The organism is Perlucidibaca sp. (assembly GCF_057084925.1).
The window spans coordinates 165,047-189,183 of the sequence record NZ_JBXMRC010000031.1 but is presented as its reverse complement, the minus strand read 5'-3'; the positions used below and the strand labels follow the sequence as shown (position 1 = coordinate 189,183).

General features: G+C 58.7%; 23 protein-coding genes. 12 read left to right on the top strand and 11 right to left on the bottom strand.

The genetic code is table 11. The annotated features are described in order from the left end of the window. The 4 genes from AC14IB_RS10835 to AC14IB_RS10820 all read right to left on the bottom strand — a co-directional run. A partial coding sequence (locus tag AC14IB_RS10835) for an enoyl-CoA hydratase/isomerase family protein (protein WP_484231878.1) occupies window positions 1-817 on the bottom strand: 817 nt, incomplete at its 3' end. A 13-nt stretch (window positions 818-830) separates the two neighbouring features. After that, complete coding sequence (locus AC14IB_RS10830) at window positions 831-2,456, bottom strand: acyl-CoA carboxylase subunit beta (protein ID WP_484231877.1); 1,626 nt, start codon at window positions 2,454-2,456, stop codon at window positions 831-833. Between the two features lie 10 nt (window positions 2,457-2,466). Then, entirely contained in the window at window positions 2,467-4,263 is a 1,797-nt protein-coding gene (locus tag AC14IB_RS10825; RefSeq protein WP_484231876.1) for an acyclic terpene utilization AtuA family protein, read from the bottom strand. Window positions 4,264-4,277: 14 nt separating this feature from the next. Next, on the bottom strand, window positions 4,278-5,441 hold the full coding sequence (locus AC14IB_RS10820) for an isovaleryl-CoA dehydrogenase (protein WP_484231875.1): 1,164 nt from the start codon (window positions 5,439-5,441) through the stop codon (window positions 4,278-4,280). A 206-nt stretch (window positions 5,442-5,647) separates the two neighbouring features. On the opposite strand from AC14IB_RS10820, the gene AC14IB_RS10815 reads away from it, so the two are divergent. Beyond that, complete coding sequence (locus AC14IB_RS10815) at window positions 5,648-6,700, top strand: AraC family transcriptional regulator (RefSeq protein WP_484231874.1); 1,053 nt, start codon at window positions 5,648-5,650, stop codon at window positions 6,698-6,700. A 1-nt stretch (window position 6,701) separates the two neighbouring features. Here AC14IB_RS10815 and AC14IB_RS10810 read toward each other — a convergent pair whose 3' ends face one another. Beyond that, a complete protein-coding gene (locus AC14IB_RS10810) occupies window positions 6,702-7,640 on the bottom strand; it encodes an alpha/beta hydrolase (protein ID WP_484231873.1) in 939 nt (312 codons plus the stop codon). A 14-nt stretch (window positions 7,641-7,654) separates the two neighbouring features. Beyond that, window positions 7,655-9,118 carry a flavin-containing monooxygenase gene (locus AC14IB_RS10805; RefSeq protein ID WP_484231872.1) on the bottom strand — a complete coding sequence of 488 codons (1,464 nt, stop codon included), beginning with the start codon at window positions 9,116-9,118 and terminating at the stop codon, window positions 7,655-7,657. A gap of 188 nt (window positions 9,119-9,306) precedes the next feature. On the opposite strand from AC14IB_RS10805, the gene rpmB reads away from it, so the two are divergent. Both rpmB and rpmG read left to right on the top strand, forming a co-directional pair. Further along, a complete protein-coding gene (gene rpmB / locus AC14IB_RS10800) occupies window positions 9,307-9,543 on the top strand; it encodes a 50S ribosomal protein L28 (RefSeq protein WP_068857884.1) in 237 nt (78 codons plus the stop codon). Between the two features lie 11 nt (window positions 9,544-9,554). Then, window positions 9,555-9,710: a 50S ribosomal protein L33 gene (gene rpmG, locus AC14IB_RS10795; RefSeq protein WP_022955339.1), complete on the top strand. Its 156-nt coding sequence runs from the start codon at window positions 9,555-9,557 to the stop codon at window positions 9,708-9,710. Window positions 9,711-9,784: 74 nt separating this feature from the next. On the opposite strand, the gene AC14IB_RS10790 is transcribed toward rpmG, so the two are convergent. Then, window positions 9,785-12,604: a penicillin acylase family protein gene (locus tag AC14IB_RS10790; RefSeq protein WP_484231871.1), complete on the bottom strand. Its 2,820-nt coding sequence runs from the start codon at window positions 12,602-12,604 to the stop codon at window positions 9,785-9,787. 166 nt (window positions 12,605-12,770) lie between these two features. Here AC14IB_RS10790 and AC14IB_RS10785 point away from each other — a divergent pair, with 166 nt between their 5' ends. The 7 genes from AC14IB_RS10785 to mutM all read left to right on the top strand — a co-directional run bounded on the left by AC14IB_RS10785 (window position 12,771) and on the right by mutM (window position 17,402). Beyond that, the gene (locus AC14IB_RS10785; protein ID WP_484231870.1) at window positions 12,771-13,574 is read left to right on the top strand and encodes an ATP-binding protein; all 804 of its coding nucleotides are present in this window, start codon (window positions 12,771-12,773) and stop codon (window positions 13,572-13,574) included. A gap of 12 nt (window positions 13,575-13,586) precedes the next feature. After that, complete coding sequence (locus AC14IB_RS10780; RefSeq protein ID WP_484231869.1) at window positions 13,587-14,225, top strand: RNA polymerase sigma factor; 639 nt, start codon at window positions 13,587-13,589, stop codon at window positions 14,223-14,225. Next, entirely contained in the window at window positions 14,219-14,464 is a 246-nt protein-coding gene (locus tag AC14IB_RS10775; RefSeq protein ID WP_484231868.1) for a hypothetical protein, read from the top strand. Before AC14IB_RS10780 ends, AC14IB_RS10775 begins: the two co-directional genes overlap by 7 nt. Window positions 14,465-14,663: 199 nt before the next feature. Beyond that, window positions 14,664-14,951 carry an HvfA family oxazolone/thioamide-modified RiPP metallophore gene (locus AC14IB_RS10770; protein ID WP_484231867.1) on the top strand — a complete coding sequence of 96 codons (288 nt, stop codon included), beginning with the start codon at window positions 14,664-14,666 and terminating at the stop codon, window positions 14,949-14,951. Between the two features lie 8 nt (window positions 14,952-14,959). Further along, window positions 14,960-15,820, top strand: a complete 861-nt coding sequence (locus AC14IB_RS10765) for an HvfB family MNIO-type RiPP peptide maturase (RefSeq protein ID WP_484231866.1) — start codon at window positions 14,960-14,962, stop codon at window positions 15,818-15,820. Next, on the top strand, window positions 15,786-16,577 hold the full coding sequence (locus AC14IB_RS10760) for an HvfC family RiPP maturation protein (protein ID WP_484231865.1): 792 nt from the start codon (window positions 15,786-15,788) through the stop codon (window positions 16,575-16,577). Before AC14IB_RS10765 ends, AC14IB_RS10760 begins: the two co-directional genes overlap by 35 nt. A gap of 9 nt (window positions 16,578-16,586) precedes the next feature. Continuing rightward, window positions 16,587-17,402 carry a bifunctional DNA-formamidopyrimidine glycosylase/DNA-(apurinic or apyrimidinic site) lyase gene (gene mutM, locus AC14IB_RS10755; RefSeq protein ID WP_484231864.1) on the top strand — a complete coding sequence of 272 codons (816 nt, stop codon included), beginning with the start codon at window positions 16,587-16,589 and terminating at the stop codon, window positions 17,400-17,402. 10 nt (window positions 17,403-17,412) lie between these two features. On the opposite strand, the gene AC14IB_RS10750 is transcribed toward mutM, so the two are convergent. Beyond that, window positions 17,413-19,545, bottom strand: coding sequence for a prolyl oligopeptidase family serine peptidase (locus tag AC14IB_RS10750; protein WP_484231863.1), 2,133 nt, complete (start codon window positions 19,543-19,545; stop codon window positions 17,413-17,415). A 103-nt stretch (window positions 19,546-19,648) separates the two neighbouring features. Between AC14IB_RS10750 and coaD the strand changes: the two genes are divergently transcribed. After that, on the top strand, window positions 19,649-20,146 hold the full coding sequence (gene coaD, locus AC14IB_RS10745) for a pantetheine-phosphate adenylyltransferase (RefSeq protein ID WP_068857875.1): 498 nt from the start codon (window positions 19,649-19,651) through the stop codon (window positions 20,144-20,146). 14 nt (window positions 20,147-20,160) lie between these two features. Continuing rightward, the gene (locus AC14IB_RS10740; protein WP_484231862.1) at window positions 20,161-20,418 is read left to right on the top strand and encodes a YfhL family 4Fe-4S dicluster ferredoxin; all 258 of its coding nucleotides are present in this window, start codon (window positions 20,161-20,163) and stop codon (window positions 20,416-20,418) included. On the opposite strand, the gene AC14IB_RS10735 is transcribed toward AC14IB_RS10740, so the two are convergent. The 3 genes from AC14IB_RS10735 to AC14IB_RS10725 are packed head-to-tail and all read right to left on the bottom strand — an operon-like array spanning window position 20,415 to window position 24,121. Then, window positions 20,415-22,061 carry a GMC family oxidoreductase gene (locus tag AC14IB_RS10735; RefSeq protein WP_484231861.1) on the bottom strand — a complete coding sequence of 549 codons (1,647 nt, stop codon included), beginning with the start codon at window positions 22,059-22,061 and terminating at the stop codon, window positions 20,415-20,417. The genes AC14IB_RS10740 and AC14IB_RS10735 overlap by 4 nt on opposite strands. A gap of 11 nt (window positions 22,062-22,072) precedes the next feature. Then, window positions 22,073-22,624 (bottom strand): twin-arginine translocation signal domain-containing protein, encoded by a 552-nt coding sequence (locus AC14IB_RS10730; protein ID WP_484231860.1) that lies wholly within the window; start codon window positions 22,622-22,624, stop codon window positions 22,073-22,075. A gap of 51 nt (window positions 22,625-22,675) precedes the next feature. Continuing rightward, window positions 22,676-24,121 (bottom strand): coniferyl aldehyde dehydrogenase, encoded by a 1,446-nt coding sequence (locus AC14IB_RS10725; RefSeq protein ID WP_484231859.1) that lies wholly within the window; start codon window positions 24,119-24,121, stop codon window positions 22,676-22,678. Between the last annotated feature and the right edge of the window lie 16 nt (window positions 24,122-24,137).

Here is a 24,137-nt window from a genome sequence, read left to right as displayed (position 1 = left end):
TCGTCGAGGCCCAGTTCGCCTCGCGCTTCTGCAAAAAGGCACCGATGCCTTCCGGCGCTTCCGTGCTGCGGGCACAGGCGGCGAAATGGGCGGCGGCCTGATCGAGCACGGCATCCGGGTCGATGTGGCCGACACTGAGCAGGATCTGCTTGGTGCGCGCATTCGCGGCCGGCGCACAGCGCAGGATCTGCGTGAGGGTCAGACCCAGACGCTCGGCCAGCTCGGCTTCATCGTCAAAGGTCTCGTGCACGAGGCCCAGGCGCAGGGCTTCGCGGCCATCGAACTGGGCGCTGGTCAGGCAGAGACGACGCGCCTGCGTGAGGCCGATGCGCTCGACCACGAATGGGGCGATCTGCGCCGGCGGCAGGCCGCGCGAGGTCTCAGGCATGCCGAACTTGCTGTCGACATGGGCAAAGGCGATATCGGACACGCAGGCCAGGCCGAAGCCACCACCGAGCACACCACCTTCACAGATGGTCACCAGCACCTGCGGGATGGCCGATGCCGAACGCAGCATCTCGCCGAAGGAACGGTTGACGGCGACGATGGGGTCAGCCGCGCCCGCTGGCAGCGGCTTGGCAACATCGCTGAACACGCCCTTGAGGTCGGCACCGGCGCAGAAGTGGCCGCCGGCACCGCGCATCAGTACCACGCGCACATCGGCGCGATCGTGCAGATGACGGAAGACGGCGATCAGCTCGGCGACCATCTCCGGGTTCAGCGCATTGCGGGCATCCGGGCGGTTCAGGGTCAGGCGTAGCAGGCCGCGCGCGCTGTCGAAATCGAGGCGGATCTGATGGGTTTGCGGAAAGCTCATGGTCATCTCCCGATCAGAATCGCGACACGCCGAAGCTGTTGCGACGCACGGTGCGCAACGGAGCTTCACGGCAGATGGACAGGGTCAGGGCGAGCACGCGGCGGGTATCGCGCGGGTCGATCAGGCCGTCATCGAAGAGGCGTGCAGATGCCGCGAAGGCATGGCCGTCCTCGTCAAACTTGCCGATGATCTGCTGCTCCAGGGCATTGAGCATGAACTCTTCCTGCTCGCCGATGGCGCGGCCTTCCTTGTTCCACTTCTCGCGCGTGATCACCGACATGACCTTGGCGGCCTGCTCGCCGCCCATGACCGCGGTACGGCTGTTCGGCCAGGCGAAGATGAAGTGCGGCCCGAAGCCGCGTCCGCACATGCCGTAGTTGCCGGCACCAAACGAACCGCCCATGACGATGGTGATTTGCGGCACAGTGGCATTGGCCACGGCCTGGATCATCTTCGAGCCGTGCTTCACGATGCCGCCCTGCTCGGAGGCCGAGCCGACCATGTAGCCGGTGGTGTTCATCAGGTACACGATGGGAATATTGGCCTGGCAGCAGAGCTGGATGAACTGGCCGGCCTTGGTCGCACCCGCGGTGGTGATCGGGCCGTTGTTGCTGATGATGCCGACGCTGTGGCCGTCGATGACGGCACGGCCGCAGACGGTCTGCTTGTCGTACTCGACCTTGAACTCCAGGAACTCGGAGCCGTCGACCAGGCGAGCGATGACCTCGCGCGGATCAAACGGCTTGCGGTAGTCGGCGGAAACCACGCCGCAGACTTCCTCGATGTCGTACAGCGGCGCACGCACCGGCACGCGCGGCACCACCGGCTTGTCGGCATTCCAGTTCAGCCCGCGCACGATCTCGCGCGCCAGACGGATGCCGTCGGCGTCGTTCTCGGCGAGGAACTCGGCGGTACCAGCCTGCTGCGTGTGCATCTCGGCACCGCCCAGGTCTTCATCCACAGCCACTTCGCCGGTGGCGGCGAGCAGCAGCGGCGGACCGGCAAGAAAGACCTTGGCCTGCTTGCGAATCATCACCACATAGTCCGACAGGCCGGGCATGTAAGCGCCGCCGGCCGTGGACGAACCATGCACCACGGTGACCTGCGGGATGCCCGCCGCCGACAGCCGCGCCTGGTTGGCGAAGGTCTTGCCGCCCGGAATGAACAGCTCGGCCTGATACATCAGGTTGGCGCCGCCGGACTCGATCAGCGACACCACCGGCAGCTTCTGCTGCAGCGCGATCTCCTGCAGGCGCAGCGTCTTCTGCACGCCCCAGGGCGTCATGGTGCCGCCCTTGATGGCGCTGTTCGACGCCACGATCAGGCAGCGCACGCCTTCCACGTAGCCGATGCCGGCGATCATGTTGCCGCCGGCCAGCGAGCCGTCGCGGTCATCGTGCATCTTGTAGCCGCAGAGAGTGGAGAGCTCCAGGAACGGGGAGCCGCGATCGAGCAGCAGGTGCAGACGCTCGCGCGGCAGCATCTGCTTGCGCTTGTGGAACTTGGCGCGGGCTTTTTCTTCGGTGGCGATCACCTTGCTTTCGACCTCGCGCAAGGCGGCGACGGCGGCCAGCATGCCGTCGCGGTTGGCGCGGAAGGTCTCGTCTTGCGAGTTGATCCGGGATTCGAGCACAGTCATCTTGTCAGTCTCAGGTCAGCGATGCCGCCACGGCGGGCGGTACGGGGATGTCGATGTCCAGCAGCATCTGCGCGAAGCACTTGGCCTGCGGGTCGATGCGCAGCGAGGCGATGCCGCCGCCGCCCAGGGCGTAGCGGACGAGGAAGTTGAAGCTGTGGCTGCCCGGCAGCTCCCAGCGGCTCACCGAGCCATTGGCCGCGATGAAATGCGCGAAGTAATCCGCCACGCAGGCCTCGGTCAGCGCCGTGCGGAGGTAAGGCAAATAAGCCGGGTCACGCGCCATCACGCCGATGTTGCCGTGGTCGCCCTTGTCGCCGCTGCGGGCGATAGCCAGGCGATGCAGCGGCACGCGGACGGCATCGGCACTCGGCGTCCAGATTTCACCCGCCGGCTGCGGCGCCAGCGCGGCGGCATCAAACGGCTCGCCTTCGTTCACGACCACCGGCGTGCGCACGCCCTCGAAATCGACGGTGATGGCGACATCGCGCTTGGGCACTTTGCAGGACCACAGCTGCACCACCGGCTGCACGCTGGGACGACCGCCGAAGTAGCCGGTCAGGCCCGGCGCCATGCCGGTGGCGGCCTGCGCCAGCTCCTTGGAAAACAGCACCAGCGCGGCTTTTTCGCGATGCTTGGCGGCGATCTTCACCACCACCTCACGGGTCGCCAGCGCACCAGCGCGGGCATGCGGGCCGTACATGGCCTCCGCGCCGAGCAGCTCGATATGGGTTTCGCTGAACGGGCCCCAGCCCTTGGCGGCAAACAGCGTTTCGCACTTGCGGATCAGCGCCTGCGCCACGCGCTCGGCCTTGGCCGGGGCATCGCGGCCGCCCATCAGGAAAGTCGAGGTGATGCGGTTGCCCCGCGGCGTGGTGCCGGAGACCTTGTAGGTGTCGGGTGGCACGAAGCCGCGCGCGCCCTGCACCAGCACCTGGTCCGGGCCGACCTGGGTCAGCGTGGCGGCGGTGAAGTCGCAGCGTACGTCCGGCAGCAGATAGGCTCGCGGGTCGCCGATCTCGTAGAGCATCTGCTCGCCGACCGTGCCGACCGTGACCGCGCCGCCGGTGCCTGCCGGCTTGCCGACTAGGAAGGAGCCATCTTCACGGATGTCGACGAAGGGGAAGCCCATGTTCTCGTAGCCGTCCGAGACCGTTTCCCAATCGGTGAAATTGCCCCCGGTGCACTGCGCGCCGCACTCAATGACATGACCCGCCAGCGAGCCCTGGGCGAGCTTGTCGTAGTCGGTCGCCGACCAGCCGAACTCGTGCATCATCGGGCCGAGTGCCACGGCGCTATCCACGCCACGACCGGTGATCACGATATCGGCACCCTGCTTCAACGCCTCGGCCACCGCCGGCGCGCCAAGGTAAGCATTCATGCTCACCAGCATGCTGGGGAACGGCGTGCCGCTTTCCATCTCGGTGATGCCGGCTTCGCGGAACTCGCCCTGACGCGCGGTCAGGTCATCGCCCTCGACGACGGCGATGCGCAGCGTGATGCCGGCCGCCACGGCCGCGGCCTGCAAGGCGTCGCGGCAGGCACCGACGTTCATGCCGCCGGCATTGCTGATGACCTTCATGCCCTGCGTCTTAACGGCCGGCAGCAGCGGTGTCATGACATCGACAAAGTCACGAGCGTAGCCCTGCGCCGGGTCCTTCATGCGCTGCACGGCGAGGATGGACATGGTGACTTCGGCGAGATAGTCGAACACCAGATAGTCGAGCTGACCGTGATTGACGAGCTGCTCGGCGGCAGTGCTGGTGTCGCCCCAGAAGGCCGAGGCACAGCCGATACGGATGGATTTCATGGACTTCCCCTGATTCATGCGGTCTCACCAAACAGCTCGCGGCCGATCAGCATGCGACGGATTTCCGATGTACCGGCACCGATTTCGTAGAGCTTGGCATCGCGCCAGTAACGGCCGACCGGGTTCTCGTTCATGTAGCCGTTGCCGCCCAAGCACTGGATCGCCTGCCCGGCCATCCACGTCGCCTGCTCGGCAGAATAGAGGATGGCACCGGCGGCATCCTTGCGTGCCGGCTCGCCGCGATCGCAGGCCTTGGCGACGGTGTAGACATAGGCGCGGCTGGTGTTGAGCGCGACATACATGTCGGCGAGCTTGCCCTGCATGAGCTGGAACTCACCGATGGACTGACCGAACTGCTTGCGCTCGTGGATATAAGGCAGCACCACATCCAAGCAGCCGGCCATAACGCCGAGCGGACCGCCGCTGAGAATGGTGCGCTCGTAATCGAGGCCGGACATCAATACGCGGACACCGCCGTTGACTTCGCCAAGCACGTTCTCGACCGGCACTTCGCAATCCTGGAACACCAGCTCGCAGGTGTTGGAGCCGCGCATACCGAGCTTGTCGAGCTTCTGCGCCGTGCTGAAACCCTTGAAACCTTTCTCGATGATGAATGCCGTGATGCCGCGCGGGCCGGCATTGACGTCGGTCTTGGCATAGACCACCAGCACATCGGCATCCGGGCCGTTGGTGATCCACATCTTGTTGCCGTTGAGGATGTAGTGGTCGCCTTTCAGGTCAGCACGCAGCTTCATACTCACCACATCCGAACCGGCGTTCGGCTCCGACATCGCCAGCGCGCCAACATGCTCGCCGGTCAGCAGCTTGGGCAGATATTTACGTTTCTGTGCATCCGAACCGTTCTTGCGGATCTGGTTCACGCAAAGGTTGGAGTGGGCCCCGTAAGACATGCCGATGGCCGCCGAGGCGCGCGAGATTTCCTCGACCACCACGGTGTGCGCGAGATACCCGAGCCCTGCCCCACCGTATTCCTCTTCAACGGTGATGCCGAGCAGACCCATGTCGCCGAACTTGCGCCACAGGTGCATGGGGAATTCATTGCTGCGATCGACTTCGTTGGCGATGGGCGCAATCTCGGCGGCCACGAACTGGCGCACGCTGTCGCGCAGGGCATCGATGGTTTCACCGAGGTCATGATTCAGAGAAGGAAAATGCATGGTGGTAACCCGTGAAAAAGGTGGTGACTGACGGGTTCCGAGTGTGTTCGCACGGCCGCAGAGCAGCAATGAGAAAAACGGCAATTAAATCGATAAAAACGGACATGAAAGTCGGTTATCCTTGACTTAATCGGGAATAAATTGCCATTTCACCGATTTAATGGGACATACAAACCCCAACACAGCCTAGGCACCGAGAGCCCGCGATGAATCCGCTGCATCACACCGTTTCGCTGCACGTTGCACAGGCTATGCTGGAACGTGCTCGCAGCGCCGGCCATGACGGCGATGCCTTGCTGCACGAGGCGGGCATTAGCGCGGCGCTACTCGATGACCCGGCAGGCCGCTTGTTACCCGTGCAGTTTGCCAATCTGATGCGCGCACTCTGGCGCCGGAGCGGCGATGAATTCATGGGCTTCACGGAATTTCCCAGCCGCGTCGGCACCTTTCCACTAATGATGCACACCGCCCTCAATGCCGAAACGCTGGGCGAGGCGCTGCGCCATGGTTGTCACTTTTACCGCGTGCTGACCGACGAGATTACGCTGACGTTGCGGGAAGAGCCTGCATCCATGCCGGATATGCCGAGCACGGCACACTTTGTCTTGCGCCTGCGCCGACCCGAGCTCGACACGGGCCATGTGCTCAACGAAACCATTCTGCTCTGTTGGTACCGTTTCGCCTGCTGGCTGATTAACCGCCGCATTCTGCTCAGCGAAACCACGTTCGATTACCCCGCACCGGCTCATGTCGCTGAATATCATCAGCTCTATCCCTGCACACACCACTTTGCCCACGCCGAAACCACACTGGTGTTTGACGCGCGCCTACTCAGCCTGCCTATCACCCGCAGCCGCGAGGAACTGAAGGCGCTAATTCGCGAGCTGCCGTTGGGTTTTTTCATCAAGCCGGTATTTCAGGGCAGCTTCGGGCATCGCGTGCGCAGCCGTCTGCTGCAAGGGGAAGGCGGGGAATTGCCAGGGCTGGATGCCGTTGCCGCCGATTTTTTCATGACCGGGCGCACGCTGCGCCGCAAGCTGCTCGACGAAGGCACCAGTTTTCAGGAAATCAAGGATGGCCTGCGTCGAGATCAGGCCATGACCTTGCTAAGACAGACGCAGATGTCGATTCAGACCGTGGCACAGCAAGTCGGCTTTCGCGAAGCTACCGTCTTCATCAAAGCCTTCCGGCAATGGACCGGCATGACGCCCGGTGATTACCGGGCACGCACGCGCAAACGAGTCGTTGCAACCGACTAGCTTAGCCTTTTACAAACGCCGCGATCTCGGCGATGGCTTGGTCGGCTTCCGGCAAAATATCGCCCATCATTTGGAAGTCGTGGAACAGACCATCCCAGACACTCAGCGTTAGGTCCCAGCCAATTTCGGCGGCACGGGCAGCCAGGCGTTCGGAGTCACTGTAGAGAATTTCCTCTGTACCGACCTGAACCAGCGTCGGCGGCAGCCCACGCAAATCAGCAAACAGCGGCGACGCCAGCGGGTGATCTGATGCCGTCGAACCCAAATACATCGGCGTCTTGGCGTAGATCCAATCCAGGCTGAGCATGGGGTCAGCTTTGGCGTTGCGCTGCAAGCTTTCGCCAGACAAGGTGAGATCAATAAAGGGCGAAATCAGGACCAGCTTGCCCGGCATGGGTAAGTCTTGATCGCGGATAGACAGTGCCAGCGCCAGCGCCAAACCGCCGCCGGCGGAATCCCCCATCAGTGCCACACGCGCCGGGTTAACGCCACGATCCAGCAGGCCACGATAGGCATCTAGGGCATCGTCCAAACCCGCTGGAAACACATGCTCAGGCGCCAAACGGTAATGGGGTACATAGGTCGTAGCATTCAAGGCCAAACCAATGCGCGACGTCATCGGGCGATGGGTGCGCGGCGAACACACCACATAGCCACCGCCGTGCATGAAAAACACCACTTGATCGGTGCTGCCCTCACGCGGCGTGATGACCTCGGTAGCTTGCTGCCCCAACCGTGTCTCACCGATCACCGCCTGCCCGGGCACCCAACCATTGCGGAGCAATGCTTCCGTGATATTGCGCTGCCACTGCACCGAGACACGGCTACCCCATAACGGACGGATACTGCTGCGCATCACCCACGGCAGCACGCGCCGCGCCACTTGGCTTTTCCACTGAGCCAAACCACTGAGCTGTGGCCGATGATCAATACGCTGCATACCTGTTTCCTCTCTTATTTTGCGACGGTGTAGTGCGACCAGTTGGGCTTGCTGGTACGTAACCGGTAATCCAGCGTAAAGCCCGACCAGTTTGCGGTGTTTTTGCCGGACTCGTTGACATACCAGCTTTTGCAACCGCCATCCCACACGGTTTTGTGTAGATGCGCCTGTAGGTCCTGATTAAAGGCATCCATTGGTGCAGACTTCACATCCAGATACTTCACTTGCTCTTTCTGCAACTTCTGTACGCACTGACGAATGTAGTTCATCTGGCTCTCCAACATATACACGATGGAGTTATGGCCTAAGTTGGTGTTGGGCCCGTACATCATGAAGAAGTTCGGGAAGCCACTCACGGTTAAACCTAAATAAGCCTCTGCACCACCCTGCCAGCGCGCATGCAAATCTTGACCCTGCAAGCCGGTGATCTTCATGGGCGACAAAAACTCGGTGGCTTTAAAGCCCGTGCCGTAAATAATCACATCGACTTCATGGTGCACACCATCCGCCGTGACCACACCGGTGGCATCAGCGTGGGTCACACCGTGCGTGGTCACGGTGACATGTTGTTGCGCCAACGCGGGATAGTAGTCATTCGAAATCAGAATGCGCTTACAACCCATGGGATAGTCCGGGGTTAACTTCGCACGCAGCTCCGGATCCTTAATGTGCTTCTTCAGGTTGCTGCGGAACTGCCAGGCAGGCAGCGCCATCAGCTTGTCCCAGACAGTAAAGGCCAGCGCATTGCGCTCATGGCCTAGGTATTGCCACAGACGGCTACCCAGCTGTGCTTTTGGTAGCTTCTCAAATAGCAGCTTCTCAGCTGCTAAATACGCACGATCAGGCTTGGGAATCACATAAGGTGCTGAACGCTGCACCAACAACAGGCTCTTGGCCTTAGGCACAATCTTCGGCACAAATTGAATGGCACTTGCACCGGTGCCAATCACGGCAATGCGCTTGCCTTCCAGCAACACATCATCATTCCATTGGGCCGAGTGCATGACCTGGCCTTGGAATTGCTCTATGCCGTCAATACGGGGAATCGCGGGCCGGTTGAGCTGACCCACCGCCGATACCACGGCACGTGCCTGTAGCTGCTCACCGATGGCCGTGGTTAAGGTCCACAGCCCCTGCTCAGCCGCAAAACTCGCCGCCACCACTTCTGTATTAAAGCGGATGAGCTTGCGCAGACCGTATTGCTCAGCACATTCACGTAGGTACTGATGAATCTCCGGCTGCTGGGCAAACTTGCGCGACCAGCGTGCATTCGGAGCGAATGAGTAGGAATACAGGTGCGATGGCACATCGCAGGCTGCACCGGGGTAGCGGTTATCGCGCCACACACCACCCACATCGGCTGCCTTTTCAAGGACTAAGATTTGGTTAATGCCTGCTTCCTGCAGCTGAATGGCCATACCAAGGCCACCAAAACCGGTTCCAATAATGATCACATCATGCAACGGGACAGCGGACATCTGTTCTTCCTCAGGTTAAACACAGCAAATTTGGCGCGCAGGGTACTGGAAAATGCCAATTTTTTCGCTGTTACGCACAAAATTTCATCGTTCCCGTTGCCGCGGAGCATGTGTTTTGGTATAAATCGCGCCCTCGCTGTCAGCCGCCGATCTAGGTGGCCAGTAGATCGCCATTGCGGAGAGCTGAAATGTCAAAGGTTTGCCAAGTTACCGGCAAGCGTCCGATCGTTGGAAACAACGTGTCGCACGCCAACAACAAAACGAAGCGTCGCTTCGAACCGAATCTGCACTACAAGCGTTTCTGGCTGGAAAGCGAGAAGCGTTTCGTGCGTCTGCGTGTGTCCACCAAGGGCATGCGTACCATCGATAAGCTGGGTGTTGACGTGATCGTGGCTGATCTGCGCGCTCAAGGCGTCAAGGTCTAAGGAGCACAATCATGCGTGATAAAATCCGTCTCGTCTCAACAGCTGGTACTGGCTACTTCTATACCACCACGAAGAACAAGCGCACCATGCCAGGCAAAATGGAGATCAAAAAGTTTGATCCGAAGATCCGCCAGCATGTTCTCTTCAAGGAAGCCAAGATCAAGTAATTGATCCGCTTTTTGCAGATGAAAAACCGGGCCTCAGCGCCCGGTTTTTTTATGTTTGCAATTCTCTAGACTGCTCACGGCTTCTCGTAGCCCACACGATGCACCCAGCTGCCACGATCCTGATACGGCATGGTGACGCAGCTGCTGCCTGGCACCGTACTGGAACCCGGCCCCACCACACCCGAGAGCGAGCAAATTCTGCTGCGCGGATGAATGCGCGTACATTTACCGAGATCAGCCACCGTCAGTGCATTCCCGCCGTTATAAGTTGTCGCAAGGCGTGTCAGGGTGGTTTTTAACGCAGCAAGAATAATCGCATCACGCGAGCGCCCGTCGATCCAATCGCGACGATTAACCAAGGCTGATGTGTTAGGCGCCAAAATTCGCACCACCACGTTATCCATTACACTTTGGTCGAAAACATGGCTGCCTACGCCCGATACACGGTCATAAGCCGTCAGGTCGGGCGCCAACACATCACTCTTGAGGCCTGCAAATAACTCATCGCGTAAGGACGTGACCAGTTCCCCAAAAATAGTCGCCGCCGCACCATCGCGGGCGGCAGTGTCATTAAGATCGATGTTCGGGCCGTAATGGCTACGATTCCATCCCAGGATCAGATCGAGTGCAGCCTTTTCAGTGACGTTGAGTTGCGCCTGCGCACTGCTCCGGAAAGCACGCAACACTGGCAGGTATTCGCGTGCGCGAGGATCTATCGTGCCCGCATGTTCATCCAAGGCCTTTAAATCTGTGAAGGCCCAATCGCTACGCGTGGCTAATTTATCGAGAATGATGGTCACGCGCTGGCCTGCCCCACCAGGGCGACTGGTGCTGCCCAACCCTTCGCCATCAAGCCAGCCTACAGCAGGCTTATTATTCCAGTTGGCCAAATAGCCTTGCGCCGGATCGCGCACCTGAGGTGTTTTCTCGAACGGCAAGAGGCCGACATGATCGAAAGCACCTGTGCCGGGAATGGGAAAGCGCATGTCTGTTTGCGCGTTGCGCTCAAAATGCAGGCCGGGGTGATAGAAAGCGATATGACCATCGCGGGTGGCTACCGTAGTGTTCTCATTCCACGTGACCAATCGCATAGCGGCATCAAATTCAGCAAAGTTGCGCGCCTTATTCCAGGCACGAATGCCTTCAATGGTTTCAATTTCCCGCTTCCACATGGCATAAGCCACGCTACGTCCCAAGCCTTTAGCGTCGTCTCGCGCGACCAGCGGCCCATGCACCGTACGGCATATTTTATTGGTTTGGCTCAACACCGCTGGGCCAATGGGGACACCGGAGGTAGCCGCCCGGAACTTAAATGTTTCCATCCGACAATTCATGGCCTTCCATTTGCCATCGTGGAAATATTGATCGGCCTGACACGCACCCGTTGCCTGTTGCGCGGTCGAACACAGGGTTTCAATAAAGCTATCAATGGTTTTGGAGTAGCCTGTGGTTAATCCCCACGCAGCATGCTCGGTGTAGCCAATGCCCACGACGGGCAGCGTAGGCACCGACGATCCGCGTGCGTGGTACCCCGCGCCGTGAATTTCATACTCGACCAGCAGCAAGGGATAGTCATAGCCCAACTGCGGTCCACTCACCAACAGCGTACCGCCATCGCGGGTGCGTGACGGCCCCACGGCATACGCGTGAGAGCCGCCATGCAAATAGGCTCGCAACTCGTTTAAGGCCAAGGCAATGTGTCGCTGCACCTGTGGGCCAGAGGCTTTGTAAGCCTTAGAGTTAGCCGTTTTGGCCAGCGTTTTGACTGATGCTTTTCGTTTAATCTCTGGCGCTAAGGCCAGCTCACGCTGAGCTGCCCCGCGCAATCCACTGGACGCCGATGTGGCCATCGCCAGCGAGGGTTGCGAGCACGGTGCAGGTGCTGCGCGACTCCCTGTGCCATCACCCAGCGCGAGTGAGTCGGGTAAGGTGACGGCCCAATCTGCCATTTGCTCGAATGCCGCCTCACGCACCGCCAGCGATCCTGCCTGATTGCTGAAATTGCCCGTTCCCACCGGCACCGAAACAGCTGCCTTCGCATCGTCCAACCACGTCAGATCGAGAAAAGCATCTTTACCCGCCCGCGACGAACCTAAGCGCTTAGACAGGGCTTTCAGCAGGCTGATGTTTTGAAACTCGTTGCCGCCCTCGGCTGCCACAAAGCGCGTGATATAGACGCCCGCCGCGAGCACATCATTGGCGTTGATCGGCTCTGGCAAGCTACTCAGTAGGGCATATTCGGCAGGCAATAGCGCTGGATTGCCCCGTACTTCGGCGATACGAGCGTTGGCGCCATCAACATATCCCAGCACAGCATCGCGGGCATCGGGCGATAATTTATCGAAGTAGGTTTGGTATTCGGCATCGGTATAACCAACCACACGCTGTTGTAAATCCGCAGGGACCGCCCCACAGCCCGTCAATTCGGCCAACGTCCCCCGCGCTGTCCGGCGCACGGCATCCAGCAAAAAGAGCCTGTCCGTGGTGACCGCATGCCCCACGCCAAACCAAAGATCACGCACCGTATCGGCATAGATAATCGGCACGCCGTAGCTATCGCGATAAACCTGCACACCACTCTTAGGGGATGTCGGTGTGCCCGGTCGAGTACCCAGTACAGCAGGCTTGGCTTTAAAGCTCCAATAGAGTTCCCGCTGATCATCCACATGAGCGCCAAAATCACCCGGCTTACCTGTCAGCATGCCCTGCGCCTGACCTGGCAGACTGAAGAAGCCACTCTGCCCTGGCGGTAGCACCGTTTCCGCCTTCAGCACGAAATCCGCCGCAGCCGTATTTCTGCCTGCCGCCCGGTTGTCGTCGCCCAAGCCACAGGCCGTTAACCACACGATGAAAAATAGGATACTGGCATTATGCGCCAGATAACGGATGTTCATTGCGGACTCCAGACTGCTCTTAAGGGCAGTTTGCGGACAGTAGACTTCGCACTCTACCTTGCTCCTTCCGCAGGGGCAAAGGTCAGCGATTAGCTAGCGACTCTGTGCAGTCGCACGAGAGCAATCGGCGCTATACTCAAACTCAATTAGTAGCTAGTACACACCCATGTCACACCACACTCTTCCATTACCTGACATGACGTTGGCTTGGCGTTGGCGTCAGGGCCAACTGCAAGCCGTTGCAAAAGCACAGGCTGTTCCGCTGGCCCATTTGCTCAATATCGATCGTCAGAAGCAGGCATTGCGCCGGAACACCGAGCAATTTGTGCATGGCCTACCGGCCAATCATGTTCTGCTCACCGGCGCGCGTGGCACCGGCAAATCGTCGCTGGTGAAAGCTCTGCTGCATGAATTCGCCGGTGATGGCCTGCGCCTGATCGAAGTGCCGCCACACGACCTCATCGACCTACCTGACATCGTCGCGCCGCTGCGTGGCCGCGCCGAAAAGTTCATTCTCTATGTCGATGACTTCTCCGTGGCCAGCAACGATCCAGCTCTCATCGCACTGAAAACGGCGTTGGATGGCGGTGTCGACGAAGCGCCGGACAATGTGCTGATTTACGCCACCAGCAACCGCCGCTACCTGATGCCGTCGCTCAAGTCCGACAATGGCGAGTACCAGTGGATAGACGGCGAAGTGCATCCCGGCGAATCCGTCGAGGAGAAAATTTCGCTGTCAGAGCGCTTCGGCCTGTGGCTGTCATTTCTCGCTTTCGGTCAGATGGAATATCTGGATCTGGTGCAGCATCACCTGCAACAGCTCGGCTACACTGTGTGGAATGATCAGGTTCGTGGCGAAGCGCTGCGTTGGGCACAGACCCGCGCTTCACGCAGCGGTCGTGTCGCTATGCAGTTCGCTCGCGACTGGTCGGGCCGCCAACAACTGTCACTCTTAGAAACAACACAATAAAACGGAGCTCTCATGGCCTCTGCAAGTCCCGGCGGCGTTCGCTTTAATGCGGAAAGCAGCGAATCCACCCTTCTCTCTGCCTTGCGCGTCGGTGATCGCCTCGCCTATCGCGAAGCCATGCGGCGCTTTGGCGGCGCCATGTTGGCCGCTGCGCGCGCTGTTGCACCGCAACATGCCGAAGACGCTGTTCAAGACGCGTGGATTTCAGTGTATGGAGCCATTAAAGAGTTCGAAGGCCGCTCTGGCCTAAAAACGTGGCTGACCCGTATCACCATCAATAAGGCATACAACTATCTGCGTAAGCAAGGTCGTGAAGTATCACTGGAAGGCTTAGAGGCCCAGCATGACCCTCTCGATGGCGCGTTCACCAGCAGCGGCCAATGGGCTAAACAATGGCAACAGTGGGATGACGACACGCCAGACGCGCTGCTTAGCGCACGTGTGCTACAAGAGTGTATCGAGCACCACATGGACGACATGCCCGAAGGCCAGCGCTTAGCGCTAACGCTGAAAGACATGGAAGGACTTTCCCCGACAGAAATCTGTAACACGCTGAGCATTAGCCCGTCTAATTTTCGCGTATTGCTGCACCGTGCCCGAATCCGGGTGTTTTCCATGGTGTCCCACTACGAGGAGACCGGCGAATGTTGAAATGTAAAGATGTGGGCACGAATGCCACCGAATTCCTTTCCGGAGCACTGCCCTGGCGCGTCAACTTGGGTGTGGTCTGGCACTTGCTGCGCTGTGGTAATTGCAGACTCGCCGTCATCCAAATTCTGACCATGTTACGCGCACTGCGTAAACGCCCAGCCAAGCCACCGACTGAAGCACAGATCAAGATGTGGATGGATGCATTGGATCATGACCACTCCGGCCATACGCATCACTAGGCTGCAGATGGCATTTGAGCTTCCTGTACTCAATTTCTCGAATTGGTCGTTATTTCTGCTCTGACAGCGCAAGTGTTCGGACATGACACTGAAAGTATTTTTCTTTGATTCCGTAACAAATGCCGTCGTCAATACTCTAAAGGGTGACACTAGCGAATATTCGTTGGTGAGTACTCCCATAATTCTGAGGATATGAATCATGAATAAGCTGCAAACTCTGACTCCGATCGCCGCTCTCTTCGCTCTGTCCGTTACAGGTCTGGCTCACGCTGGCGAAGCGCCGGCTAATGCCGCTACTGCTCCTGCCGCTGCTCACGCTGAAGGCAAGTGTGGCGAAGCAAAATGTGGCGCCAAAAAAGACGCCGAAGCCAAGTGTGGCGCCGACAAGAAAGCCGCTGAAGCCAAGTGCGGTGCAGCCAAGAAAGCTCACGAAGGCAAATGTGGCGAAGGTAAATGCGGCGAAGGCAAGTGCGGCGCCAAGAAGTAAGCTGAAACATGAACGGGACAACAGCACCGATTTCAGTGCAAGGTTTTCCCGTGCAGGGAGCTGGCCTGGGTCTGCGCCGCAGTTTTTTAGCGGAGTTGGGCTCGGTGCCCGCTGCCACTCTCCCCGATTTTTTTGAGATTGCTCCGGAAAACTGGATCGGTCTTGGCGGCCGTTACGCGCGTGATCTGCGTGCACTCACGGAGCGCCACTGCTTTGTCACTCACGGCCTGTCCTTGTCGATAGGTGGTCCGGCACCGCTGGATATTGAATTTCTCCAGCGCCTGCGCAAGTTCCTCGACAGCCATCAGATCGCGACCTATTCCGAGCACCTGAGCTATACCGGCGATGCCGGGCATCTCTATGATTTGCTGCCAATTCCGATGACGGAGGCCGCCGTTGATTATGTCGCCGCGCGGGTCGAGCAAGTGCAAGACATCCTCGGCCGGCGCATTGCGCTGGAGAATGTGTCGACCTATGCCGCGCCAGGCAGCGACATGAGCGAGCAGGATTTTGTCTGCGCCGTACTGGAAAAGGCTGACTGCGACTTGCTACTGGATGTGAACAACATCTTTGTTAACAGCATCAATCATGGCTTCAATGCCGAGCACTACCTGCGCTCGCTGCCGGCGCAACGCATTCGCTATGCCCATATTGCCGGGCATTATGTGGAAGCCGATGACCTGCGCATCGACACTCATGGCGATGATGTCTGCGCCGATGTCTGGGCCTTGCTGGGCACAGCTTACAAGCACTTTGGCACGTTCCCGACCCTGTTGGAGCGCGACTTCAACATCCCCGCGTTGCCGGAGCTGCTCACCGAGATGAGCATCATCCGTGAGCATCAGCAGACACACCGCGATGCCGCGTGATTTCCAGCAAACCCAGGCCGAGTTCACGCATTGGCTGCGACAGCCAGAATCTGCGCCGCTGCCTGCCGGCGTGTTGCCAGAGCGCATGAGCACCTATCGCGAACTGCTGTTCAACAATGTCATCAACTTTGTCGACATCACGTTTCCAGTCGCCAAGGCGTTGTTGCCAGAACCAATCTGGCAACGTCTGAACGATCATTTTTTTGCAGACTATCACTGCCAGTCGCCATTTTTCTACGATATCTCTCTGCATTTCAGGGAATTTGTGGCGGCGCTGGACTGGCCCGAACTGGACGACTTCCCCTGGCTGACCGAGCTGCTGCATTACGAGTGGATGGAGCTGGCGGCAGACATCGCCGAAGAACCCAACCCCAGCGTCTCGGCCGACTGCATCCTGACCGACGAGAGCTGCTGGGAGCGACTCGATGCGCCAATTCGACTCGCGATGCCGGCGTGGCCGCTGGCCTATCAATGGCCGGTCGCGAGCTGGTCGGTCGAGACCGATCCTGCCGATCTGCACGCGCAGGCGCAGGCCGTCGTGCTCTGGCGCAACCAGGAAGATCATGTGCGTTCTCTGGTGGTGGAGCCGCTGGCGGCCTGGCTGGTCGAGCGCATCCAGCTCGGCGGCCAAACTCTCAACAGCCTAGCCGATGAGCTGGTCCACGCCAGCCCCGGCATCAGCCACGAGCAAGCACTGGCAGCCTGCCAGCGCGTATTACTGCAATTGCAGCATGGCGGCCTGGCCTTCCTCGGCTAAACTGATGCCATGCCTGAACTCCCCGAAGTAGAAACCACACGCCGCGGCATTCAACCGTTTGTTGAAGGCCAGCGTATTGTCAGCCTGCGTGTACACAATGCACGGCTGCGTTGGCCCGTTCCGCCCGAGCTACCAGAACTATTGGCGAATCAGCGCGTGGCACGCATCAGCCGACGCGGCAAATACCTGCTCTTCCACATCGACACCGGCGTCATGATGGTACATCTGGGCATGTCCGGCAGCCTGCGCTTGGTCACGCCCGGCACGCCGCGCAAGACCCATGATCACCTCGAATGGACGCTGGATAACAACTGGCTCATGCGCTACCACGACCCACGGCGCTTTGGTTGCTGCCTGTGGCTGCGCGATGATCCGCTCACACATCCTTTGCTGGCATCACTGGGGCCGGAGCCGCTGCAGGCCGAGTTCGATGACCAGCACCTGTTCCGCCTCAGCCGTGGCAAGACCGCGCCGGTGAAGAGTTTCATCATGGATAGCCATGTTGTGGTCGGCGTCGGCAACATCTACGCTAACGAGGCGCTGTTTCAGGTCGGCATCCACCCGTTGCGCGAGGCTGGCAAGATCAGCGCCGAGCGCTATCAGCGGCTGTCGCAGGCCATCCGCGATATTCTCGCGCATGCCATCACGCGTGGTGGTACGACGCTGCGTGACTTCGTGAATAGCCAAGGTGAGCCCGGATATTTTCAGCAGGAATTACTGGTCTACGGGCGTGCCGGGCAACCCTGCCGGCAATGCGGCAAGGCACTGAAGGAAGTGCGTTTGAGTGCCCGCAGCACGGTGTTTTGCGGGCACTGCCAGCGCTAAGCGTCTCGACTTAGAGCGAGCCTTGGTTACGTCCTGAGATCAAGCGTATGACCTTGTCTGAGCTCAGGCGCAATTGCGCTGCACCATCACTGATAATGTCATAGCTCAATGTGCCCGAACCCAAGCAAATCGCCGAAGCCTCAATGAGGCCGTTCGCGACATTACGCAGGCTACCGGAGAGTGTGCTTGCGGCAGCCACAGGCTCTTGTCCCGTCTTCACGCGATTGAGACCCACCCACGGCACTGGGCTAGGCCCGGCATCTTGTTCCGCCGTATAGGTGGCTTCGTTACCGCCACACCCATTGGCCACCAGCTCCACCTCCGCTTCCAAGCCATCCCGCGAGACCAGCTGTGATAGCCAGTAAGCACGGTCATGCTTGACCGCGTATTCGGGATAGTCAAAGCGCGGATCAAAACGGTAGGTGACACGACGCGGATTTTTCACACGCACCCAATCGGCGCTGGCCTCCGACTCTTTCTGCCAGTTATCTAAGGCAATAAAGGTCAAATGCTCCGATACAGGATGCAGATAGAAGCGATACGGCACACCGGTTTGCTCAAGCGTCTGCGCCAGCGCAATGGCCTGATTGACCTGCACCAATTCATCCGCACCACTGTAGAGATTGGCGCTGGGCACATGGCGTAAGTTGCCGATGTAGTGAATGACGTTTTCGTAGGCGATCGAGCCGTTAATCGGGCCAACCACATCCAACACGGGCTTGAGTGCATCGGTCAGCGTGGTGAGTACCGCATCTAATGGCGTGTTGGTGTTGGGGATGTTGCGCAAACTGCCCGTGAAGCCGACCCAATTCACCATGCCGGCAAAGCGATCGGGGTAGTTCGTTGCCAAGTGCATCGCGCCAAAGCCACCCATGGAATAGCCAGAAGCGATCATGCGCTCGGGGTCTGTAACATACGTCGCCTCGGCATCGGCAATGACGTCTAAGACATCGCGCTCTGATATGCCCGAGTAAAAACCATAGGGTCCGCGACCCAAGGGGGCAACCAAGATTCGGTTACGATCCTCGCCCATTTGCTGCTGAAAGCCGAGCTGATTGATCTGACTGGCGTGATTCGCTTCACAGCCATGCATGACCACTTGTATGCCGGGCTTTGCCGCCTGCGCCTTGGGTAAGTAAATACCATAGGGCTGATACTTACCCAGATAATTAAAGGATTGTGAGCAGAAGCCAGTGGTGTCGCCATCGCGACCCGCCACCCCAGCTAATTCAACGCCTTCACCCAAAACATATTTCGACGTGTAGACACGCTGATGAAAGCCGACGGGAGCTGGTGCCGCCTTGGTCAGGCCGCTACGTAAGTCCGCCACACGGACTGTTTCACCAAACTGCGAGATATCGCCCGAAGCCAAGGCTGCTGCCTGCTTGTCTTCCCAATAATTGCCCTTATTGGGCAAAAGTTGTCCTTGAAGACCATCAGCTCCGGCCTGCTCATCTATGCCACGGAAAGCGACATTCATCACCTTGCCATTGGCTTGCGCTACCGCGGCCTGCACCCGCCAAACACTGCCGGCAGGGACGGGCATACGGAGCTGCAGTCGATTGCTCACGGGATCGCCCACCGCGACGGTTTTCAGCACGTCCCAACCCCGACTGCTCACCTGCAATGGGGTCCATGCCCCGCCACCTGTGGCGGCGTTATTATCCGTATCAATAGCTAACGCAACGATTGCGTCATTGGCATTGAATAGGGTGTTCAGCTCAAACTCCACCAGCAGTTCGTTGCCGCTCACGCTCATACTGAGCTTGACTAAATCAGCGGTATTGGTCAGTCCGGCAGGATACGTGACATCACCCGCAGAGGGAGCCAACAGGCTGGGCGTGGTTGCGAAGGGATTTCCACGCTGACCGAGTCGCGTGGTGAGGTTGAGTATCGTAGGGCCGCCTGCGATCAACCCGGCATCTGCGCCAAAGTCGTCATAAACATAATCGCGATAGATCAACGTGCCCTGACAGTATTCCGTACTGCCCGCCACCCATGAGCTTCGATCACAGGGCGAGTTCGTGACATTGGCCGCCGGTGAGCGCTGAGACGATTGATCTTCACTGCCACAGGCCAGGAGAAAAAAGGAACAGATGGCCGCTAGGGCGAAAGATTTGCGGGGAGAATTCAAAAAAGGCATTCGCAGCGCTCTATATTTATTTTAGTGGGCAAAAGTTAACATCAAGTTACTTTTAAATATCTAATCTGACAAGGCAACATGACAGATTACTGCAGGAGCTGATATGCCCACTCGCGTCGTCTACCCTGGCACCTTCGACCCCATTACGAATGGCCATGCTGATTTGGTCGAGCGCGCCTCGAAACTGTTCGGCGAAGTCATTTTAGCGGTTGCAGCTAGTGACAAAAAAAAGCCCATGTTCAGCACGGAGGAGCGTGTAGCGCTGGCTCAACAAGTGCTGGGGCATCTGCCCAATGTGCGCGTAGTGGGCTTCGATAAACTCTTGTCGTTTTTTGTCACGGACATGGAGGCTAATGTCGTGCTGCGCGGCCTGCGCGCCGTGTCCGACTTTGAATATGAATTCCAGCTCGCGAACATGAACCGCCAGTTGAATCGCGAGTTCGAAACCGTCTTTCTGACACCGTCTGAGCATCTGTCGTTTATCTCTTCGAGTCTGGTGCGCGAAATCGCCATTCTCGGCGGCGATGTCAGTCAGTTTGTAGCGCCCTGTGTGTCTGAAGCTTTTGTCAAAAAGCTTGGCCACGGCCCGCGCAAAAACTAACGTCAGACCACGCCATGGCTTTGCTGATCACCGATGAATGCATTAATTGTGATGTCTGCGAGCCCGCATGCCCGAATCTGGCGATTTCAATGGGGCCGGAAATCTATGAAATTGACCCTGCACTCTGTACCGAGTGCGTGGGTCATTTTGATGAACCGCAGTGTGTCAGCCTCTGCCCCGTAGCCTGCATCCCCATCGATCCCCATCATCAGGAAAGTCGCGAGCAACTGCAGGCCAAGTTCGAGCGACTAACGGGCAAAAGCCCCGTTTAGCCGACGCGTGTTAAGGCTTCAGGCTTAGGTGCACCCGTGGGTAACAATCGCTCAGCCAAACCTGTTGCTAGCTTGGCCACCAGACCATAAATCGACAACTGTGGATTAGCGCCAATACTGGTCGGGAAAATGGAGCCGTCAAGCACGCTCAGATTCGCCAAGCCATGGAACTCACCCCGGCTGTTCACCACGGAGGTTTTAGCATCTTCCCCCATAGCGCAACCGCCCATGAGATGCGCAGAGCCAATACCGGTGCGGAACTTCTCGATGGCAAAGCCGTTGATGGCCGCCTTCGCCGCCGACATGGTGGTGAACGAGCCGCCAGCCAATTGGAATGGCCGCACAGCGCGCGCGCCCGCTGCCAATTGAATCTCTGCCATGGCTAAGAATGAACGACGCAGGCCATCTGCGAGAGAGGCCGACACGTCGTAGTCGAGCACCGCCGAGCCATCTTTACGAATGCTCGTGCGACCGCCCAGCGAGTCTTCAGTAAAGCCGTCACGCAGTAGCGCGATCATGCCGTTGAGATGACCCAGCGACTGCATATCCCGGGCATGATCAAGGCCATGATTACCCAGCAGACCTGCGACAAAACCCGGTTGCATGGGAATGACTTCAATTTTGAAGCCCATCGGCCCGGTCGCACCGTCTTTCCACTGGAAGTGATCGGAGTACACCGATTGCGGCGCCCCGCCCCAGCCCTCGACCTTGCGATCGAACTGGGCAAAGCTGGCATTGACCGGATGAATCATCGTGCGCAGACCAATCTGATCATGCGGATTCGGCACTTTTGAGCGCAGCAGAATGGCGGGGGTATTGATAGCACCGCCTGCTAACACCACATGACGCGCCCGCACCATGAGTATCTTGCCGGTAGGTTGAAGGCCAACTTCAGGCATGCCATCGACCAGCACGCCTCGGACCTTGTCACCGTCCATGATTAATTCGCGTACGCGGGCACGATGATAGAGCGTCGCACCGGCATTGAGTGCCGCTGGAATCGTAGTCACCAACATAGATTGCTTGGCATTGGTCGGGCAACCCACGCCACACATACCAAGGTTCCAACAGCCGCTCACATTGCGCGGAATACTTTGCCAGCTCCAACCCAACTTCTCGCAGCCCTGACGAATGATGTCGTTGTTCTCGTTTGGCGGCACGGGCCAAGGGCCGATTTGCTGACGCTTTTCGGCACGATCAAACCACGGCGCCATCTCGGCATCGGAGATGCCTTTCACGCCGTGGACATCACGCCAGTGTTTCAACGTTTGCGGTGGCGTGCGGAAGCTCGATGTCCAGTTCACAGTAGTGCTGCCGCCCACGGCGCGACCCTGCAAGATGGTCATGCTGCCGTCGCCCGTCGTACGGGCCGCGCCTTCCTGATAGAGATCACGGAAAGCTTCATCTTCGCGCATTTTAAAGTCATCGCTAGAACGCAGCGGACCCTCTTCAAGCATGACTACCTTGAGTCCGGCTTGGGTCAAAATCTCTGCCGCCGTGCCGCCACCAGCGCCTGTGCCCACAATGACAACATCACACTCTACCGTGGTGTTCTGGGTCAGTTCGCCTGTATGAATAACCTTCCAGCCACCGGCGATGCCAGCACGAATGGGATCAGGGATTGCGCCTACTTGAATCGTCATCTCATCGCTCCTTAAATCGTGCGCACGGGAGCGCTATAACCCACGGCGGCGTAACTTTCCGGCAGTAAGTACCATGCGACGTTGATGATTTTGCACAAGCCAAGGTAGGCGCCACGCAAGAGCTCTAAGCGACTATCGCGCCAACGTAATAGGAAGGCTTCGATGTCCTCCGGGCTGGCATCTGGCCAATCCGACCATACGCCGGCCATCGCAATGCGCGTGGGAGCCATGCTGAGCAGCGCAAAGAGCTGATGAATTTGATCGCCAACCGCAACACTGCTGTTAGCGAGGAGCTGATCCAGCGACGCTAGCACCTTGTCGAGCGCGGCAGGCCGTGCCTTACCCTCAGGCAAAGTGCCGGCTAGTACAGAGGGGATCACTGCTCGCAAAACCGTTAATTCGGCTGCGCGAAGATAGACATAACCTGTTGCCGGTTGCGCTTGCGCGCAGCCGGTCAGGAGTGCAGCTGCTGAGCCGGTGACGAGGAGCATGCCGCCCATCGCACCGGTTTTTAAAAAGTGGCGACGGCTGAGCGCCATCGCATGAGTCGTTACTGCTTGCATCCATTCACCCCCTGCTTTTTGTTATTTTCGGGACAGCAGCGCCTCTGGATATTACTTACTCAAAAATAGTTTCTGAATCAGGCCGTGAGCCACGCGACCGAATGGCGGCAGGATGTAACGCACGGAGTAGATGCTCGAGCGCTCCAACACTGCCTTCATGTTCGAGTAGGTTTCAAACCCTTCTTTCGCGTGGTAACGACCCATACCGGATGGGCCAACGCCACCAAATGGCAGATCGTCAACGCCAACATGGGTGACCACATCGTTAATGCCGGTTGCGCCGGAGTGCGTGTGGGTAACCACATAATCGGCACGCGCCGAGTCATTGTCGAAGTAGTACAACGCCAGTGGGCGTGGACGCGCATTCACGAACTCCAGCGCCTGCGACAGCGACTCGCGCTCGATAATCGGCAGGATCGGCCCGAAGATTTCGTTCTGCATGATCAGCATGTCGGGCGTGGCACCAATGACCAGCGTCGGTGGAATTTTGCGGGTATCAATAAAGCGTTCGTTGGCCGGGTTGATTTCGATCACGCGAGCACCTTGTGCACGGGCATCGTCGAGATAGCTCTGAATGCGCGTGTACTGCTTGTCGTTGACGATGCTGGTGTAGTCGGCGTTAGTCACCAGCGTCGGGTACATCTTGCTGACCTGGGCGGTGAAGGCGATAACGAATTCGTCGGTCTTGCCGCGCGGCATCAGCACATAGTCCGGGGCCACACAGGTCTGGCCGGCGTTCCAGCATTTGCCGAAAGCGATGCGCTCAGCGGCATCGGCCATCGGGTAGGACTCGTGCACGATGGCCGGCGACTTGCCGCCCAGCTCCAGCAGTACCGGCGTCAAATTAGCGGCGGCATTCTGCATGATGGTGCGACCAACATTGGTCGAGCCGGTGAAGGTGATCTGGTCAAATGCCATATGGCTGAACGCTTCCGAGACTTCACCGCGACCAGTGATAACGGCCACGGTATCTTCGGTGAAGGCCTCGGCGAGCATGCGCTTCAGCGTCTCACCCAAACGTGGCGTGAAGCTGGAGGTCTTGATCATGACGCGGTTGCCGGCACTGAGCGCGCCAACCAACGGGCCAATGGCGAGGAAAATTGGGTAGTTCCACGGCACCACAACACCCACCAGACCCAGTGGCTGCGGCACTACGCGAGCCTTGGCGGGTGTCGCCAAAATGCCAGGGTGACGCTTCTGTGGCTTCATCCAGTTGGTCAGATTTTTGCTGGCATACTTCACCGCTTCCAGCGAGGTCAGAACCTCAGCAATCTTGGTTTCATCTTTTGAGCGATGGCCGAAATCTTGGCTGACCGCATCGGCCAAATCGTCCTGATACTTGATAATGACGGCGCGCAGACGAGTCAAATGGGCAATACGCTCGCTCGCCGACGGCATAGGACGTAGGTTGTATGCCGAACGCTGAGACTGAAAAATACGCTGCATTTCAGCAACTTGTGGGTTCGATGCAGCGAGCTGAGCGAGATGAGCAACCATAATGACCTCAAAACGA

What these genes read in the sequence shown, in the direction of transcription:
- AC14IB_RS10830 (WP_484231877.1), bottom strand. Translation starts at nt 2,456, where the DNA reads ATGACTGTGCTCGAATCCCGGATCAACTCGCAAGACGAGACCTTCCGC.
- AC14IB_RS10825 (WP_484231876.1), bottom strand. Translation starts at nt 4,263, where the DNA reads ATGAAATCCATCCGTATCGGCTGTGCCTCGGCCTTCTGGGGCGACACC.
- AC14IB_RS10820 (WP_484231875.1), bottom strand. Translation starts at nt 5,441, where the DNA reads ATGCATTTTCCTTCTCTGAATCATGACCTCGGTGAAACCATCGATGCC.
- AC14IB_RS10815 (WP_484231874.1), top strand. Translation starts at nt 5,648, where the DNA reads ATGAATCCGCTGCATCACACCGTTTCGCTGCACGTTGCACAGGCTATG.
- AC14IB_RS10810 (WP_484231873.1), bottom strand. Translation starts at nt 7,640, where the DNA reads ATGCAGCGTATTGATCATCGGCCACAGCTCAGTGGTTTGGCTCAGTGG.
- AC14IB_RS10805 (WP_484231872.1), bottom strand. Translation starts at nt 9,118, where the DNA reads ATGTCCGCTGTCCCGTTGCATGATGTGATCATTATTGGAACCGGTTTT.
- rpmB (WP_068857884.1), top strand. Translation starts at nt 9,307, where the DNA reads ATGTCAAAGGTTTGCCAAGTTACCGGCAAGCGTCCGATCGTTGGAAAC.
- rpmG (WP_022955339.1), top strand. Translation starts at nt 9,555, where the DNA reads ATGCGTGATAAAATCCGTCTCGTCTCAACAGCTGGTACTGGCTACTTC.
- AC14IB_RS10790 (WP_484231871.1), bottom strand. Translation starts at nt 12,604, where the DNA reads ATGAACATCCGTTATCTGGCGCATAATGCCAGTATCCTATTTTTCATC.
- AC14IB_RS10785 (WP_484231870.1), top strand. Translation starts at nt 12,771, where the DNA reads ATGTCACACCACACTCTTCCATTACCTGACATGACGTTGGCTTGGCGT.
- AC14IB_RS10780 (WP_484231869.1), top strand. Translation starts at nt 13,587, where the DNA reads ATGGCCTCTGCAAGTCCCGGCGGCGTTCGCTTTAATGCGGAAAGCAGC.
- AC14IB_RS10775 (WP_484231868.1), top strand. Translation starts at nt 14,219, where the DNA reads ATGTTGAAATGTAAAGATGTGGGCACGAATGCCACCGAATTCCTTTCC.
- AC14IB_RS10770 (WP_484231867.1), top strand. Translation starts at nt 14,664, where the DNA reads ATGAATAAGCTGCAAACTCTGACTCCGATCGCCGCTCTCTTCGCTCTG.
- AC14IB_RS10765 (WP_484231866.1), top strand. Translation starts at nt 14,960, where the DNA reads ATGAACGGGACAACAGCACCGATTTCAGTGCAAGGTTTTCCCGTGCAG.
- mutM (WP_484231864.1), top strand. Translation starts at nt 16,587, where the DNA reads ATGCCTGAACTCCCCGAAGTAGAAACCACACGCCGCGGCATTCAACCG.
- AC14IB_RS10750 (WP_484231863.1), bottom strand. Translation starts at nt 19,545, where the DNA reads ATGCCTTTTTTGAATTCTCCCCGCAAATCTTTCGCCCTAGCGGCCATC.
- coaD (WP_068857875.1), top strand. Translation starts at nt 19,649, where the DNA reads ATGCCCACTCGCGTCGTCTACCCTGGCACCTTCGACCCCATTACGAAT.
- AC14IB_RS10740 (WP_484231862.1), top strand. Translation starts at nt 20,161, where the DNA reads ATGGCTTTGCTGATCACCGATGAATGCATTAATTGTGATGTCTGCGAG.
- AC14IB_RS10735 (WP_484231861.1), bottom strand. Translation starts at nt 22,061, where the DNA reads ATGACGATTCAAGTAGGCGCAATCCCTGATCCCATTCGTGCTGGCATC.
- AC14IB_RS10730 (WP_484231860.1), bottom strand. Translation starts at nt 22,624, where the DNA reads ATGCAAGCAGTAACGACTCATGCGATGGCGCTCAGCCGTCGCCACTTT.
- AC14IB_RS10725 (WP_484231859.1), bottom strand. Translation starts at nt 24,121, where the DNA reads ATGGTTGCTCATCTCGCTCAGCTCGCTGCATCGAACCCACAAGTTGCT.